The sequence below is a fragment of the Myxococcus sp. CA005 genome, from assembly GCF_006518205.1.
Classification (GTDB): domain Bacteria; phylum Myxococcota; class Myxococcia; order Myxococcales; family Myxococcaceae; genus Myxococcus; species Myxococcus xanthus.
On the sequence record NZ_SRLV01000002.1, the window covers coordinates 203668 to 220411 of the forward strand.

Genomic DNA, 16744 nt, shown 5'->3' on the forward strand with positions numbered 1-16744 from the left:
TTCCCAGGAACGGCCACGGAGTAAGCCATGACCCTGGGACTCGCGATACTTGGACTCTTCACGGCGCTGCTATCCATGGCGGCCATCTTCCCCGTCCAGGAGCCAAAGTGGTTCGGCTTTGGCGTCATGGCGGCCGCCTTCTGCGCCCTGGGTGGTGCTTTCAGTCCGCCCCACCTGCGCACGGCCATGCCCTGGGGCGTGGGCACGGCGCTCGCCATCTGGGCCCTGGTGGGCCTGGGCACGGGCGCCATCAGCGCCTGGCTGGGCTGGGCCGCACTGGCCCTGGGCATGGCCTACCTGGCCCTGGGCATGCTTCATTTCCTGAGCAGGGTGGTGCCCCCCGGGCGCCTGCCTCGCTTCCTGCATGTCCCATGAGGTCTGGTGGGCCCACAAAGGCAGCCATCCTCGTGGGTTGGAGTGCGGGCGCCAGGCGTGTGGGAAAGGAGCGGCGCACCGGGTACCCGAAACCGAGCGCCCGGCGCGCGCTCACAGTTCACCGCGGCGGCCCTCCCCCCGGGGGCCGACATGAGAGTGTTCCGCCACTGCCCCGTGTCCGGCTATTGGGGAAATCCCTGGGTCATTAAAAACCCAGAACATTTGAAAGCCAAGAAGTCCCCGTGGGGACAATTCTGAACGTTCAAGACGTGCGTGAAGAAAGGGCAGGGACTGGGCGCAAACCCTGACAGGCGTATACTTCCAAAACCGTGATTCGTTTGAATTCCGAGGAGCAAGGCCTGCTGACGGACCTTGAGGCAATGCTCGTGGAGGCCGAGCCCGGGACAGAATCCCTGCCCCCGGTGCTAGGCGCTTTACGAGAGGCTTTGCGGGCCGAGCGCGCCGTCGCCTATGGCGTGGACGTGGGCCCCGAGCGCTACCACGCGAGCTACGCCCATTGCGCGGGCTTCCCACTCCCCGCCGCGACAGTGCACGCGGCCATCGAGAACCAGGTGTCTGCCTGGGGAGAACCGTGGGGTTGGTTCAATCCCGCCCGGCCCGAGCCTGCTCAGCGCAACCGCGCGCTGCATTTCCGCTCGCTGACGGAAACCGAGACGGCCCGCCAACTGCCGCTGCATGACTTGTCAGCCAGCGAGGTGGGGCGCCGGCTGGGCATGAGCGAGGAATCGCTGGAGAGCACCCGGGAGCGCATCAGCGCACGCTCCGCGACGATATTCCGGCAGCTCGGCGTGGAGAACATGCAATGGCTGCGCACGCTCGTCTGTGATGGGCCGGTGCTCCTGGGCTGGGTGGGCCTGGCCCGCGCCGAGCCCTTCACCGAGCGCGAGCAGCGCCTGCTCCAGGCCCTGACGCCCGCGCTCCAGCGGCGGCTGACCATGGAAACGCGGCTGCGCGAGTCGGGCCTGATGTCCACGGCGCTGCAGGTCGCCATGGAGGCGCTGGGGCGCGCCGCCTGGATTGTCAGCTCCAGTGGCCGCGTGGTGCACGCCAACAATGCCGGCCGAGCGCGGCTGGAACGGCATGACCCGGAGCTGATGGAGTCCCTGCGCCGCGGCGCCCAGGGCATTCCCTGCTCCGGCCCGCTGACCATGACGCCGCTGCTCACCACCGGCCTGCCACCGCATTACCTGGCCATCGACACCGGCACCGCGTCCAGCGCCGCCGCGCGCGTGCAGGCCCTGTCGGCGCGCTGGTCGCTCACCGCGCGCGAGTCCGAGGTGCTGACGCACATCATCCAGGGCGAGACGAACAAGTCCATCGCCGGCCGGCTGGGCTGCGCCGAGCGCACGGTGGAAGTCCACGTCACGCATCTGCTAAGCAAGGCACAGGTGGAAAGCCGCTCGGCGCTCATCGCCCGCTTCTTCCAAAGTTCATGAACAAGACGTCATCCATCCAGGCCGCGCTCGCCCGGGCCGCCGAGGCCGCGGCGGAGGCGCCGCGCTCCGTCCCGGCGGAGGACCATGTCTGGCGGCGGCGGCTCGTCATTGGGGACCCGCAGGCCGACCTGGACCAGGTCCTGGCCATCCTGGCGCACCACGGACTGTTGACCGGCGAGGGTTGGCTTCGCTCCGACGTGCAGCTCATCTCGGTGGGCGACCACTTCGACTGGGGCAAGCCCGCCGAGCGTGAGTCCGCCGCCGCCAGTGGGCTGGCGCTGGTGGCGTGGCTGGCCGCCCACCCGGCGACCCAGGCGGTGATGCTGCTGGGCAACCACGACCTGGCGCGAGTGGGTGAGCTGGCCGGCTTCACGGATGCGCGCTTCGCCGAGGCCCAGGCCGAAGCGGACCGCATCTACCAGGGAGGCGCTACGGACGAAGCGGCGGAGCAGGCGTTCCTCGCGCGCTGGCCCGAAGTTCCTTCCGCGGAGCTGGTGGCCCGCGACTTCGGCAACTTCCGCGCGGTGCAGCGCACCTGGGTGGAGCACCTGCTGCGTGTGAAGCGCTTCCGCGTGGCCCATGCCGCGGCCCCCGACCTGCTGGTGCTGCACGCGGGCGTCACACAGGAGGACCTGGACGTGACGCGCCTGCCTCCCGCCCAGCGCGAGGACGCGAACCAGGTGGCGGCGGCGCTGAACGCGGCCCTGGATGCGGCGGTGGCGGGCTGGACTCGAGGTCCGCTCGTCATTCCGGGACTGCACCACCCAGGCGACGCGGCCCACGGCGAGGGCACGGGCATCTTCTTCCAGCGCCCCAGCCTGCTACCCGAGGACGCCGAGCGCGTGCGCGGCACGCCCCGGCGCCGCTTCGACCCGAGACGGCTGCCCACGGGCCTGACGCAGGTGGTGGGCCATACACGCGACAAGCGAAGCCGCGCGATGCTGGGGATGCCACCCACCGGCGCCCGCGACGGCGTGCTGCGGCATCTCATCACGGATGGAACGCGCGTGGACTACGCCCACGGCGCGCCGCATCCACCAGCACCCGGCACCGCGATGCTGGTGTTCACCGACGGAGCCATGCGCGAGTGCCAGGCCCCGGACTACGAGCTGTTCGACCTGGACACCCGCGCGGCGGCTACCGCGCCGAGGCCTGAAGACCGCTGAGCTTCTTCTCCAGCCCGGCCACCGTGCGCGGCGACACCTGCGAGGCGGGCAGCGACTTCGCGAAGGTGATGGCCTCTTCCAGCGTCTTCACGGCGGACGCCGTGTCCTGGCGCGCCACGAGGATGTCCGCGCGGCCCGACAACACCGACAACCGCCGCGCGCCCTGGACGCGCGCCAGCGCACGGTCGCTGGCGGCGAGCGCGTCATCCAGCCGGCCGACGAGCCGGTACAACGTCGAAAGGCGCGCGGGCGGGTTGTAGTCCTGGGGCAGGTCCTTCTCGCTCTGCTCGAGCGCGGGAATCGCCCGGGCGGGCGTCTCCAGCTTCATGGCCGCGAGCATGCGGTGCGAGTCGAACACCGTCCGCGCCTGGGGATTGGGCGCCTTCGCGGCCTCGCCCTCCAGGAACGCCAGCCACTCCTCCGACAGGGCCTTCACGGCCGCCGTGTCCTTCGCCACCTCGCGCGCCTGCACGCGCACCTCGTACAGGCCGGAGCGGTCATCCGCGGACATCTCGATGGCCGGGGGCGCCAGGGCCTCGGCCACCTTGGCCTCCAGGCCGCCGCGCAGCTCCGCTCCCGCCGCGTGGTCCTCCGGCAGCGACAGCACGCAGTACATGCCCAAGAGCGCGCCATTGGCCCAGGACAGCGAGCGGGGCGTCTTCGGGAGCTCCTCCAGCGCCTTGTGCGCGCACGCCTCGTGCTGCTTCGCGCCGTACATCGCCGTCAGCAGCGACTCCACCGCGCGGCCCCGGCGGGACCAGTCCGCGGGCGCCTCGGCCAGGGCCTCCACGAGCGTCTCCGCGGCTTCGGCCGAACGGCCCTCCGCATAGAGCGCGTCCCCGCGAGCCAGCAGGGCCTCGGCGCCGGTGACGCCGCCCTTGTACGCGCGCTCACCGTCCTCGAAGAGCTTCTCCAACTGCGCCACGGTGGCGCTGCCGGCGAAGCGCAGCAGGGCCTTCTCCTGACGCGGGTCGATGACGTACAGCGTGGGCCAGAACTCCACCGGATACTTCTCCTGGAACGCCGCGTTCGACGTCAGGTCGGTGTTCACCTCCAGCCACACGAAGCGGTCCGCGTGCCGGGCCAGCGACGCGTCGGACAGGACGTAGGCCTTCATCGACCGGCACGTGTGACACCAGGGCGCCCAGACGTCGACGAAGAGGGGGAGCCCCTTCGCCTGGGCCTCGGCGAGCGCGCGGGCGTAGTCGTCCTCGATGAAGGGCAACGGGCCCTTGGCGTGAGACGCGGCGGCCGCGGGGGCATTCGTATTCGCGGCGGTGCAGGCGACGAGCCCCGACAGGAGCAGGCAGGCGGCGAGAAGGCGCATGGGACCACCCTACCGCGCTCCACCTGCTCTGTCCCCGGCCGACACCTGGTGGGACAAGTGCCTGGGCACGGGGCGTCCCGCGTGCTGTGGTGCGAGGACTTCTGGTGATGAGAGACCCGTACACCCTGCGCACCTGCCTCGCGTCCGCCCTGGACGCTCTGCCCGCTCCCGAGCGCTTCCCGGATGCCTCGGACGCCGAGCTCGCGCGCCGTCTGGCCGAACGCCTGCGTCGCGACCTGCTCCCCCGCCTGGGCTCCGCGGACTCCCCCCTGTTGCTGGTGGCCATCGCCGGTCCCAACAACGTGGGCAAGTCCACGCTCTTCAACTCGCTGGTGGGCGCGGCGCTGTCCCCCGCGAGGCCCGAGGGCGGGCTCACCAAGCAGTGCCTGGCGGCGGCCCACTCGGAGACGTGGACCGGGCCGCTGAAGGACTTCCTGACGCGGCGCTATGACATCGTGCCCGTGGCCTCCGGCGACGCGGCGCCCGTGGACCAGGCGGGGCCTCCGGGCCGGCTGTACCTGACGCTGTCGGACGCGGTACCTCGCGGGCTGCTCGTCATGGACACGCCGGACTTCGACAGCGTGTACCGCGACAACCGCGAGCGCGCGGAGGCGTTGCTCGTCACCGTGGACGTGCTGGCGTTCGTGGTGAGCCGGCAGACGTACCAGAACGCCGCGCTGGTGGACTTCCTGCGCGCGGCCGTGGGGCATGGGCGGCCGTACCTGCTCGTCTATAACGAGGCCACGCGCGAGGAGGTGGCCCGCGGGCACCTGGACAAGCTCGCCGAGGACGTGGGCCACCCGGCGCTGGCCCGCTACCTGGCGCCGCACCAGCCCGACGTGGAGGCGGGACTGAAGCCCCTGGCCACGGAGCCCCTGGACGGGAAGCCCGCGCTGGGAGCGCTGCTGGGACAGGCCGAACACGCGCGCGAGCTGAAGGCCCGGGCGCTGGAAGCCTCGCTCGCGGATGCGCGCGCGGAGATGGAGGCCGTGTCGCGAGCGGCCTCGGAGGCGGCGCGGGAGCCCGACCGGCTCCGCAAGCGACTGCGCCACGAACTGGACGTGGTGGGGGCGCACGCGGCGCTGAAGGCCGTGCCCGCGGACGTGCTCATCGACGCCTTCCGCGACGAACTGGATGCGCGCAGTCAGTTCCACAAGTGGGTGCGCCTGCCCTTCCGGGGGCTGGCCACGGCGCTCACCTTCGTCACGCGCAAGGTGCGCGAGTCCTTCACCGCGCCCGAGGCCCCGGGCGCGGACACGCCGACCCACGCGGTGGACGAGACGCTGAAGGACGGAGTGCGGCGGCTGGTGGATGCCTTCGCTCCGGAAGTGGCCGCGTGGCGCGCCGACGCGCAGACGCGGACGAAGCTGGAGGAAGCCTTCGGTCCGGTGACGCTGGCGAAGCTGGAGGAGCCGCTGGGCTTCGAGCCCCTGCACGCGCACGCGGCGGACCGGGCCACGCTGTATGCGTACTGCCGGGAGTTGGTCTCCGCGGAGCTTCAGGGCGACATGCGGGAGGAGATTCTCCAGACACTGACGACGCTGGTGTACTCCGTGCCGTCAGGCGCGGCGGCGGCGGTGACGGTGGCCACGGGCGGCATGGGCCATGACGCGGTCGTCTGGGCGGGCACCTTGCTGTCCACGCCGCTGATGGAGCGCTTCGTGGACCTGCTAGGCGCCCAGGTGCGGGCGCGTGTCACGAAGAAGTGGGCGGATGCCCACGGCGCGACCCTGTCGAGAGCCCTGGAGGCGCGGTACTTCTCCGACATCCTGAAGCAGCTCGACGGGCTGGCCAGCGACTGGAACCAGACGGCGGCCCGCCTGGACGAGGCCCGGGCAGGCTTGTCCTGACGGGCCGTGCGCCCCGAGTGTACCCAGCGGCGCTGACACCCTGTATCAGCCGGGGCTGAACGGGCGGACACCGGCGCACGATGACGCCTCGGCGAGGGAACAAGCCTCCTGGCCCGCTGTCACTCCGTCCGTGCGTGCCCGGCGACAATGCGTCATGCTGAGTGTCTCATGAACGGCTCGGACCCAGCCGGACTGGGCTCCCCACCTCTCGTCCTGTCCTTCCGCCACCTGCTGACCGATGCCGTCAGCACGTTCCTGGACGAAGCATCCATGTCCTGCGAGCTGACGGCGGACGCCATCGGAGAGCTCATCGTCACCCTGTCGCGCTATCGCGAGGAGGGAGCCCCCCTGTTTCCCATGGCCTTCGTGGGAGACGACCTGGGACAGATGCTCGAACACCTGGGCGGGCATGACCCGATTGCCATCGGCATCGGTCCGCGTTCGCGCGCCACCATCCAGCGCGCGCTCAAGCAGTGCGCGCCGCTGGGCCAGGGGCGCTGGTGGGCGCTGTACCTCCTGCGCGTCCCGGAGGGCTTCGCCTACGGCGTCTTCCGGACGGACCCCTTCCCTCTGGCGGAGACGCCGCTGGAGCGGCTGCGCCGTGTCGAGGACAGGGGCGCGGGCGTCGTGGGTGTGCTTCAGCTCGCCGACAACATCCTGGAGTTGCGCTCGGGCGGAGGGCTGTGCCGGCACGTGTACCTGTCCGGCGCGAGGGTGGAGTCGGCCTCTCCGCCAGAGGTGATGGATGAGCTGGCGGACGTCGTCACGGCCGGCGTCACCACGCACAGTCGCGAGCGTGCGCGAGGGTTCTTCCGCCGGGTGCTCTTCGAGGTGATGCAGGGCTCCCACGGCGCGCTCGTGGCGGTGCTGCCCAGGGAGCGCGCGGGCTCCACGCTGTTCGTGGACGGCATCATCCTGCCCCGTCCGCTGGACATCGTGGCGTTGTTGGAGCGCTACCACGTGGACCCCACCGACAGCGCGGGCACCGCCGTGCGCGCCGCCGCGCAGTTGCTGCGGGGAATGATGGCCACCGATGGCATCACCGTGCTCCGCGCGGATGGCTGCATCGTGGGCTACAACATCTTCGTGCGACATCCCGAGACACTGGCCAGCCAGCCGTCTGTGGTTGGCGGCGCTCGGCGGCGGACCTTCGAGGTGCTGTGCGCGGCCCTGGGCACGGAGCTCACCGCCGCGTTCATCCGCTCCCAGGATGGGGACGTGAGCTGCAAGCGGGTCTGAGTCAGAGCGACCTGCATTTCAAACTATTCCGAGTAGCAACGGCCCACTGAATCTCCGCCGTTGAGCGACCTCCGGAGGACCTGCGACGTCGTAGCGGAAAGCCGCACGTTGCCGGAATTGCGGTTGTGGGAGATATCCCTCATTGTTGCGGGGCTTTGAAATCGCCATTGTCCCGCATCGCGCGTACCGCGCTCACTGTCTTGTCGGTGTGCCTCGCCAGTGTTGCGCAGGCGCAGCCAGAGCCAGGCGAAAAGGAACCGGAGCTTGTCCGCATCCGTGGGACTCCCGTAGCTCCTTCACCAGGAGCAGTCGGCACCGGGTTGTGCATGGCATCAAGCACATCATCGAATCCGGCCGTGGACTTCTCTCAGAGCGAGGCCACATTCCCCGGTACCTTCAATGCGTTCATGGAGTCGAGCAGGCCGCGACGCGTCACCTCCGTACTCCGCACGTTGTTCGACCTCTCGAACAACATCACGCTAGGCGATCCAAACGACCCAACGATTCAGCAGCCAAGCTACGGCGACTTCGTGAACTCCGTTGGTTCGTGCGGTAAAGGCGGATGTGCCTCCCCACACCCAACGTTCTCGTCCTTCGGCGCCCGATTTCGCGGATACATCAACGTCCAACCACAGTGGGTGGAAGTCCCTCTACACTTCGGGCTCTATGCCGACGATGCCGTCAGCTTCGTCATCTATGACCTGAGCCAGACGCCGTATCAGGTCATCAACCGGCCACCGCAGCTCGGAATCGCGTCCTGGCGCACGACCAACACCGTGGTCTTTGAGAGACCGGGCCTCTATCCCGTAGAGATCCTCTACGCTCAGGTCAGTGAGCACTCTGCGCTTGAGTTCTCGACGTTCGTCGGTGCGTTTCCAGATACAGAGCGTGGCGCCAGCACCGACCCCATCGTCAAGCTCAACACAGCCGGTTTCGCCCTTGCTCCGCCAGAGCTCTTCTTCCACACGGAGGGCGGACGACCCTCCTTCCCAGACGACATCAACCGCTGCGAGCAGTGCAACCGCCAGTTCGCGAACATCCCAGGCACTGGCGGCTGCGGTTCTTTCTACCACTGCAACGCAGCGGCCCTCTGCGCGCCCTGCGACTCCTCGCTCTTCTGCGGCGAGGACTGCTCCCCCTGCGGCGAGTCCGCGCCCCACTGCGCCAACCTCAACGGCCGCACCCAGTGCGTGCAGTGCACCGAGGACGGCCAGTGCCCGAACGGCCGCTGCGACCTCGAAACCAACCAGTGCACCGGCTGCAACGAAGACAGCGACTGCGCCACGGGCGCCTGTGACACCGAAACATTCACATGTGTCGAGTGCAAGAACGACAGCCAGTGCACCAACGGCGAGGTCTGCGCCACCGACATCAACGAATGTCGCGAATGCACGCAAGACTCCCACTGCCCTCAAGGCGAGTCCTGCACCGACAACGTGTGCTCGCCCTGCGCCACCAATGATTCGTGCGCCGGCAACTCCTGCAACTGCTGCCCCAACGGCACCCAGTGCCTGGCGCTGACGCCCGGTGCCACGCCGACCTGTGTGGAGTGCACCACCAGCAGCCAGTGCGCCGCGGGCCAGCAGTGCGACACCGCCAACGGCCGCTGCGTGGACAGCGTGCCTTCGTGCAACACGGCCGACAGTTGCGGCCCTGGCTGCGTGAAGTGCCCCGGCGAGCGCCCCTACTGCCTCGACGGCGAAGTCTGCGTCCAATGTCGCAACGACTTGGAGTGCGGCGACGGCCAGTTCTGCCTCAGTGGTGAATGCGCGTCCTGCACCACGGACAAGCACTGCGGCCCCCGCTGTGGCGCCTGCGATGGCGACACCCCCTTCTGCCTCTCCAATGGCACCGCGCAGGGCAGCACCTGCGTGGGCTGCACGGATGACGGGGACTGCGGGAGCGGCGTGTGCAACCCCACCACGCGCACGTGTGAGAACTCGGGCGCGTGCGCGGTGACGTGCGAGCCGGGAACGGTCTGCGACGGCACCTCCTGCGTCGAGTGCTTCGCAGATGCCCACTGCCCCTGCGGCGGCACCTGCGACACCGCGACCAACACCTGCTCCACCGCCTGCTCCGACAGCGGAGATTGCCTGGGCGTGGAGCACTGCTCCGCGAAGACGATGGAGTGCGAGCGCGGCCGCCGCAAGCCGGGCACCGAGCCTCAAGGCGGCGCCTTCTGCTGCGGCACCACCGCCGACGCCACCCCCGCAGGAAGCACCACCTTCCTGCTGCTGCTCGCCGCGGGTCTCACGTTCCTCCGCCCCCGGCGCCCTGCTCGATGAAGCCCTCGCACCTGTTCCTCATCGTGGCGCTGGGGTTGTCCACCACCGCCACTGCGCAGCCAGACGCGCGCTTCAACGTGCAGCTCTTCCGTCCGTCCGGCGCGCCCCAGGACCTGGTCGTGGTGCAGCAGTCGCGTCCGCTGTCACACCTGTCCGTCTCGGCCGGGCCGTACCTCAGCTACTCGCTCAACCCCCTGTCCCTGATTCCCGAGGGCGGAGACCTGAGCAAGATCAACCTGGTCGGCAACCGCCTTCAACTGGACGTCATGGCCACCATTGGCCTCTTCGACTGGGCCGAGGTCGGCGTGGACATGCCACTCATCCTCGCCCAGGGCGGCGCCAACCTGGAGGTCATTGGCACCGAGGGGAGCGTGGAGAGCTTCGTGCTCGGTGACCTCCAGCTCACCGGCAAGGTGGCCATCCCGGGCCTGCGCCGGCCCGCCGAGGGCAAGGGCTGGGGCGGCGCGGTGACGCTCAACGTGAGCTTCCCCACTGGCGCCCAGGACGCCTTCGCCGGAGACGGCGAGATGACGTGGGCCCCGGGCCTGGTGCTAGACTACCGCTTCGAGAACGGCATCCTCCTGGCGCTCAACGGCGGCTTCTGGAAGCGCCCGGACCGCGTCTTCAGCGGCGTGTCCGTGGGCGACATGATGCCCTTCGGCGTCGGCGCGGAGGTCCCCATCCTTCGCGGCAGCGGTGTCACCGCGGTGGGCATGGTGCACGGCGCGGTGGGGTTGCAGAAGCAACCCGATGAGCCCCGGCAGATTCCCGCGGAGGCGCTCTTCGGCCTGCGCTGGTACAGCTCCACCGGGCTCACCTTCACGTTCGGCGGCGGCATGGGCTGCGGCTGCTCCATCGCCTCGCCCTCGCTGAGCTTCTTCACGTCCATCCTGTGGATTCCGGCGAAGACGCGCGAGTGGGAGGCCCTGGAGCGCTTCAAGGAGCCGCCCGAGCCCCCGCCGCCGCCCATCGACCCGGATGGTGACGGCGTGATTGGCGAGTCGGATGCGTGCCCCGACGTGGCTGGCCCCGTGGCCAACATGGGCTGCCCGGACACGGACAAGGACGGCGATGGAGTGGTCGACCGGCTCGACCGGTGCCCGGACCAGCCCGCCGGCAGCCGCGGCAAGGACGGGTGCCCGCTGGCCCGCCGCGATGGCAACCGCATTGTCATCCTGGAGCAGCTCAACTTCGCCACCGACCAGGACATCATCCTCTCCGAGTCCTTCCCCATCCTGGAGGAGGTCGCGCGGGTGATGAACGAGAACACCGAGGCCGACCGGGTGCACGTCGAGGGTCACACCGACTCGCGCGCCAGCGATGCGTACAACCTGGACCTGTCGCGCCGCCGCGCGGCCAGCGTCATGCGCTTCCTGGTGGAGAGCGGCGTGGCGGCGGAGCGGCTGTGCTCGCAGGGCTTTGGCCGCTCGCGGCCGCTGGCGGACAACGCGACGGAAGAAGGCATGGCACTCAACCGCCGCGTCGACTTCACCATCCAGCCGCCGAGCGACGGACCGCGTCCGCCCTGCCCGGAGGACGCGGAGGACAAGAAGCGCAAGCGCCCCACCAAGAAAGCGCCTGCCACGCCCAAGGCGAAGTCGAAGGCCCCCGCGGCTCCGAAGCCGTAGACGCGGGGAAGGCTCGCTACGGGACGACGAACTCCGCCGCCGACCGCCGCCGACCGGCGACCACGGACACCACCGCGCGCCCAGAACCCACCGCCGTCACGCGGCCTTCGGGCGACACCGACACCACGGCGGAGTCCGAGGTGAAGAACTCCAGCGGCACCGTGTCCAGCACGACGCCGCTGCGATTGAAGGCTCGCGCCTGGAGCTGCACGGACTGCCCCCTCCGCTGGAAGGCGTGGTGCGTGAGGTTGAGGCCCAGCCGCGCGAAGTCCGCTGGCACCACCTGCACCGCGATGTGCCGGCTGAGGTGCCCCAGTGTCGCGCTCAGGGTCGCCTTGCCCGGGCGCACGGCCACCAACTGCCCATCCTCCACCCGCGCCACCATCTCATCCGAGGAGCGGAACGTGGGCATGGCGTCCTGCAACGAAGAGCCCTGCTCGTTCCTCGCCACCACGCGCAGCTTGATGACACGCCCCACCTCGAGGAAGTCCGCGCCTGGGGCGCGCACGTCCAGCGAATTGAGGATGGTCAGCTCCAACGGCAACGCCGCGCGGACCTTGCCACCCGTCGCGCCGATGGTTGTCTTCCCCGACTTGCGCACCGTCAGCAAGCCTTCCTGGACCTGCGCCACGTCCGGCGCGGAGCTGGTCCACCGCAGCTTCGGGTCGGACATGGGCTGGCCCTCCGCGTCGAAGACCTCGTACGCCAGCTTCACGGTCTGCCCAGGCGTGCGGAGGTACTTCGTCTCCAGCGGCTCCAGCTTCATGGTGGTGGGCGTGGGCCCGCAGGCGCTCAGCAGCCCGATGACGGCGACAAGGGGGAGGCAAATAGGAATGCGCGGCGTCTTCACGGCGTCACGACGGCGGAGATGGGTGGGAAGCCCCCATTGTAGCCCCACCCCATCGGCGGCGTACGAAAAGGGGCCTTCGAGATTCAGGGCCGCACGCCTGCTCCCACCCGCCTCACGCCCCGGCATGCCATTGCAGCGCGGGAATGCGTCCACGAGGCCGGGGCCCGGGCGCCAGCGAGAGGGGCGGCACGTAGAGGCCCAGCCGCTCCCGCCGCCACCAGATGCCCGTGCGCCGCCGCTCGGCCGCGTCCGTCATCCGGTAGTCGTACAGCACCGCGCGCACCATCCGGGGCGGCCGGTCCGGGAAGGGGTTGCCCGCCAGCAGGCCCAGGACGTCCGGCGAGCCCTCCAGCAGCCGGGCCAGGAACGCGACGAACCAGCCAGGGGGCGAACCGAGCGCGGCGAACCACATCTGCCAGTCCAGCCTCGGCTGGTGAGGAGCCACCTGCCGGGGAGGCCGGGCCGGGTCCCCCACCTTGTAGTGGAAGGAGTATTCCTTCCACTGCACTCCGTCGTCGGAGCCCTCCACGATGATTTCCGGCCGCTGCACCGTCATCACGCTGAAGAGGCCGTAGGGATTCACCGAACGCAGGGGCCGCGCCTGGGACTCCAGCCACGTCAGCATCGCGCCGACGCGCTCGGGCCGGTACCGCTGCCACCCTTCGAACCGGCGAAGCACCTCCGACGCCCCCAACACCAGCAGCGGTGACACCACCAGCGCGGACACGCCGGTACGCCACCAAGGCCGTGGCTGAGCGGGAGGCCCGTCCTTCAAAGGCAGCACCCGCCGCAGCGCCGCGTCATCCAGGAGCCACACGCCCAGCACCCAGGCTTGGACGTTGAAGAAGCCGTAGTTCCCCGTGGCGGAGATGGCGGTCTGCAAGCCGCTCAGGCTCCAGAAGGCGAACTGCCGCAAGCGCCGGGGCCCGAAGGCCAGGAAGGGCACCACCGTCTCGAGCCAGAGCACCGCCCCGGTCGAGGCCCGCTGGAGCCGACGCGGCAGATGATGCGCGTACCAACCACCCCGCGTGGGCAGCGGCGCCGTCTCGTAATAGTGCTCGCACGCGCTCAGCTCGCGCCAGGTCCGGTCCCCTGACTGGAGCTTGCTGAGCCCCGAGCCGAAGTAGAGCCGGAATACGAGCAGCCGGAAGAGGAACACATCCAGCGCGGAGGGCTCGTCACGACCCAGGCCCGGCCGCAGTCCTCCGGGCGCGGTGAGCGCCGCCAGCAGTCCCATCTCCAGCAGCAGCACGTCCCACTGGAAGGAGAGGAACTCACGCCCCACGGCCACGTAGGAGAGGTACAGCGCCCACAGCAGCGACACGCTGAAGCGGGGCGCCACGTTGAAGAGCAACGCCAGGGACAGAACCTGGCCCTTCCAGCACCCACGCACCAACGTGGCGTCCGAAGCGTCCAACCAGAACAGCGACGGAATGCGCCGCCACCTCGCGAGCGCCGAAGCCTCCTCGCGACGCTCCGCGGCCAGGCGCTCCGCCACGGGCCGGAGGCCTTGCGTCCCATACAGTCCCCGCACCTGCCGCCCCAGCGAGGTGAAGGCGATGAGGAACGTTCCTCCCAGCAACCGCAGGAAGGCCCAGCGCACCCACCGGTATTCGTGCGGCACCACCGCGCGCCCGAAGAGCCAGCGGTCCACGCCCGCCGCCTGACGGCGATTCCGGGCCACCACCGCATAGACGCCCTGGGCCAACTGCAACACCCCCGGCATCAGGCCCAGCCTCGCGGCCACCCGAGTCCCCCGGCGAGGCGACGCGGCGAGCGCGCGGAAGAGGGCCTCCGCGCCCTGGGATACCCGGCCGGAGGGCTCCACCAATTGCATGGCCCTGCGCATGTCCGCCTTCGGGATGCCCAGCAACCAGCGGCGCCACCCGCTGCCCGGCCGGTAGCGAACACGGTCCCCGGTGCGCCACCGCCAGCGCGCCGCCCAGCGCCGGCAGAACGCGCAGTCGCCGTCGAAGAGCACCAGGGGCCGGGTCAGCAGCACACCGCGAGAGATTCGCGCCATCATGCGGGAACGTTGTGCCGTCCCACGGACGACGTCCCCGTATCCTCGGGCGCCCGCCGTGGAAGCAGCGGAGCAGCCGGGCCGTGGCCTCCCTCCCCGCCCAAGTGACAACGCCTGGGGGTGCCTAGCTTTGTCCGCATGAGCGAGCCCAAGGGGAAGGCGAAGCGGACAAGCGAGCTGGTGCCTGGCGTCCACCACTGGACCCTCTCCGATGACCGCATCGGCGGCGCGCGCAGTGACGCGTACGCCGTGGTGGACACGGATGGCGCCGTCGTCCTCATTGACCCGCTGCCCATCGACGAGGAAGCGCTGCGCAAGCTGGGGAACATCTCCGCCATCGTCCTGACGGCGGGAAACCACCAGCGCTCCGCGTGGCGGCTGCGCAAGGCCTTCAAGGTGCCCGTCTGGGCACCCGAGGGAGCACAGACGCTGGAGGAGCAGCCCGACTTCTTCTACGTCGCGGGAGACACGCTGCCCGGGGGACTCATCTCGTTCCACACCCCCGGCCCCACCGAGGCAATGTACACGCTGTGGATGCAGCAACACCCGCGCGCCGTCGCGTTCATCTCCGACCTGCTCACGCACGAGGACGGCGAGACGCCGGAGTTCATCCCCAGCGAGTACCAGGACGAACCGCTGCGCACCCGGCACAGCGTCCAGCGCATCCTGGACCACCTCCCCGTGGAGACGCTGTGCTTCTCCCATGGAGCGCCCATCCTCCGCGACGGATCCCGCGCGTTGCGGCTCGCGCTGGAAGAGGACATGGAGTCGCCCGCCGCGCCAGCGCCCTGAGCCCGCCCGCGCGTCAGCCCAGCGGCCCTTCGCGCACCAGCACCTGCCCCGCGTCCAGTCCCGGAGGCACCAGGTGCAACACCTCGCCCGCCTCCGCGCGGTCGAGCAGCGCGCTCAGCGCCGAAAGGTCCGTGGCGGATACACGCAGCGACGGCGTCAGCGACAGGCGCCGCACCATCGCGTCGCCCAGCCGCGTCCGGTCCGTCAGCTCCGACTCGTAGACGAAGGAGCGTTCGCCATACTCATGGCCCCCGGGCACTCGCCCCACGAGGCGCAGCGGGCCCAGCCTGGAATGGACACGGACGCTGGGGTTGTCCCACTGGGCCACGCCTCGCAGCCGCCGCGCGCGCAGCATCTGCAACGTGAGCAGCTTCACCCACGGCGACGCCCCCGTTCCCGGCAGCACGCTCAGCAGCGACACGCCAATGACCAACCCTGGCGTCACCGAAGGCGCCGCGTAGTAGGCCGCGCCAATGGCCGGGTCCTCGTCGGCCAGCCCCAACCGCTCGCGCACGGGGGCTGCCAGCATCCGGGCCGGGCAGCGCAGCAGCCCAATGGCGCCCGGCAGCAGATACAGGTCCGACAGCACCCAACGCGGCACGCCGATGCCACCGAAGGCGAGCTGGTTCAGCGCCAGGTACTGCATCGCGAGGTCCGCGTTCCGCTCGGCGGGCAGGAACGTCACCGGCACGCCCAGCGGCGACAAGTCCAACGAGCCCGCGTGCTCACCCGAGCCCAGCGCCACCAGCGACGCGCCAGGGTGCGCCGCGAGGAAGGCCTCCGCCTGCCGAGGCAGCGTGTCCGCGTCACCCATCGGCATCGATGTCCCTCGCGATGGCCGACAACCGGAACGCGTCTGGGATGTTCAGCGTCGCGGCGTCCACCTCCGCGCGCGACACGAGGCAACGTGACGAGCCGCCTCCCTTCTCACACAGCTCGCGCATGGTGAGCGACACCACGCGCAGGCCCAGCGCCTCCAGCCGCTCCCGCACCGAGTCCGGCACCACCGAAGGCGCCAGCACGTCACGCCCCACCGGCAGCCCGTTGGTGGCGTAGCGGCGAATCTCCGCCTCCGTCACGAGGAGCAGCCGGTGCTCGCCGAAGCGCTCGCGCAGCAGCGCATGGGACTCCGGCGCCATCACGTCCGGACACACCATCAGCCGGTCCACCGCGGGCAGCGGCAGCACCGCCATGTTGCCGTGGAAGGCGGGCTCGCGGACCTGGATGCGCAGCACCTCTCCGGGGAAGTACCGCGCCGCGGCCTCCAGGCCGTCCAGCGTCGTGCGGCCGCCCCAGAACAGCAGCGTGACGCCGTCGAAAGTGGCCACGTCGCCGTGGGCTTCCCAGATGCCCACGCCCGGGTCCACCACCTCCATGCCCAGCGACCGGGCCAGGGGCGCCCAGTGCTCGCGCTCCGCCTGCCGGTGCGCGCTCATCACCCGCGGCAGCACGAACAACGGAGCGGCGCCCTGACGCGCCACCACCTGTCCACATTCGGCGGCGTAGGGCATGCCCGTCAGGAGCTCGGAGGGAGACGGCAACGCGACCACCGTGCCGCCACGCGCTTCGATGTCCCGGGCCAGCGCCAGCCATTCCCTCCGGGCCTGACGCGCGTCCACGGGCGGCGCCTCGCGGCTGCGGAAGTTGCTGCGGCCACGCAGGGCCCACGTGCGTCCCGGCGGCGACATGAGGAAGAGGTCCATGGTGGTACTGCTTCTACTCCTCCAGGCATCCCCGCTGCCATCTCCGGTC

At 70.3% G+C, this 16744-nt stretch carries 13 protein-coding genes; 8 read left to right on the forward strand and 5 right to left on the reverse strand.

Going from position 1 to position 16744, the window contains the following annotated elements; translation table 11 throughout:
- The first annotated feature begins 27 nt into the window (after positions 1-27).
- The 3 genes from FMQ63_RS01855 (at position 28) to FMQ63_RS01865 (ending at position 2998) form a co-directional block, all read left to right on the forward strand.
- Positions 28-375: a hypothetical protein gene (locus tag FMQ63_RS01855; protein WP_011556811.1), complete on the forward strand. Its 348-nt coding sequence runs from the start codon at positions 28-30 to the stop codon at positions 373-375.
- A 329-nt stretch (positions 376-704) separates the two neighbouring features.
- Positions 705-1832 (forward strand): helix-turn-helix transcriptional regulator, encoded by a 1128-nt coding sequence (locus FMQ63_RS01860; protein ID WP_011556812.1) that lies wholly within the window; start codon positions 705-707, stop codon positions 1830-1832.
- Complete coding sequence (locus FMQ63_RS01865; RefSeq protein WP_011556813.1) at positions 1829-2998, forward strand: metallophosphoesterase; 1170 nt, start codon at positions 1829-1831, stop codon at positions 2996-2998. Before FMQ63_RS01860 ends, FMQ63_RS01865 begins: the two co-directional genes overlap by 4 nt.
- Here the strand turns inward: FMQ63_RS01865 and FMQ63_RS01870 are convergent.
- Positions 2970-4325: a thioredoxin family protein gene (locus tag FMQ63_RS01870; protein ID WP_011556814.1), complete on the reverse strand. Its 1356-nt coding sequence runs from the start codon at positions 4323-4325 to the stop codon at positions 2970-2972. The two genes, FMQ63_RS01865 and FMQ63_RS01870, sit on opposite strands and share 29 nt — an antisense overlap.
- A 107-nt stretch (positions 4326-4432) precedes the next feature.
- Here FMQ63_RS01870 and FMQ63_RS01875 point away from each other — a divergent pair, with 107 nt between their 5' ends.
- The 4 genes from FMQ63_RS01875 (at position 4433) to traB (ending at position 11327) form a co-directional block, all read left to right on the forward strand.
- Positions 4433-6175 carry a GTPase gene (locus FMQ63_RS01875; RefSeq protein ID WP_171452187.1) on the forward strand — a complete coding sequence of 581 codons (1743 nt, stop codon included), beginning with the start codon at positions 4433-4435 and terminating at the stop codon, positions 6173-6175.
- Positions 6176-6343: 168 nt separating this feature from the next.
- Entirely contained in the window at positions 6344-7414 is a 1071-nt protein-coding gene (locus FMQ63_RS01880) for a hypothetical protein (protein WP_225909604.1), read from the forward strand.
- Between the two features lie 125 nt (positions 7415-7539).
- Complete coding sequence (gene traA, locus FMQ63_RS01885) at positions 7540-9699, forward strand: outer membrane exchange protein TraA (protein ID WP_011556817.1); 2160 nt, start codon at positions 7540-7542, stop codon at positions 9697-9699.
- On the forward strand, positions 9696-11327 hold the full coding sequence (gene traB / locus FMQ63_RS01890; protein ID WP_011556818.1) for an outer membrane exchange protein TraB: 1632 nt from the start codon (positions 9696-9698) through the stop codon (positions 11325-11327). Before traA ends, traB begins: the two co-directional genes overlap by 4 nt.
- A gap of 16 nt (positions 11328-11343) precedes the next feature.
- Here traB and FMQ63_RS01895 read toward each other — a convergent pair whose 3' ends face one another.
- Both FMQ63_RS01895 and FMQ63_RS01900 read right to left on the reverse strand, forming a co-directional pair.
- Positions 11344-12177, reverse strand: coding sequence for an Ig-like domain-containing protein (locus tag FMQ63_RS01895; RefSeq protein WP_011556819.1), 834 nt, complete (start codon positions 12175-12177; stop codon positions 11344-11346).
- A gap of 112 nt (positions 12178-12289) precedes the next feature.
- The gene (locus FMQ63_RS01900; protein WP_225909605.1) at positions 12290-14203 is read right to left on the reverse strand and encodes a lipase maturation factor family protein; all 1914 of its coding nucleotides are present in this window, start codon (positions 14201-14203) and stop codon (positions 12290-12292) included.
- 135 nt (positions 14204-14338) lie between these two features.
- Here FMQ63_RS01900 and FMQ63_RS01905 point away from each other — a divergent pair, with 135 nt between their 5' ends.
- On the forward strand, positions 14339-14992 hold the full coding sequence (locus FMQ63_RS01905; protein WP_171452186.1) for an MBL fold metallo-hydrolase: 654 nt from the start codon (positions 14339-14341) through the stop codon (positions 14990-14992).
- A gap of 13 nt (positions 14993-15005) precedes the next feature.
- On the opposite strand, the gene FMQ63_RS01910 is transcribed toward FMQ63_RS01905, so the two are convergent.
- Positions 15006-15812 carry a hypothetical protein gene (locus FMQ63_RS01910; RefSeq protein WP_011556822.1) on the reverse strand — a complete coding sequence of 269 codons (807 nt, stop codon included), beginning with the start codon at positions 15810-15812 and terminating at the stop codon, positions 15006-15008.
- The gene (locus FMQ63_RS01915) at positions 15799-16695 is read right to left on the reverse strand and encodes a dimethylarginine dimethylaminohydrolase family protein (RefSeq protein ID WP_011556823.1); all 897 of its coding nucleotides are present in this window, start codon (positions 16693-16695) and stop codon (positions 15799-15801) included. The genes FMQ63_RS01910 and FMQ63_RS01915 overlap by 14 nt, the downstream gene beginning before the upstream one ends.
- Positions 16696-16744: the final 49 nt, after the last annotated feature.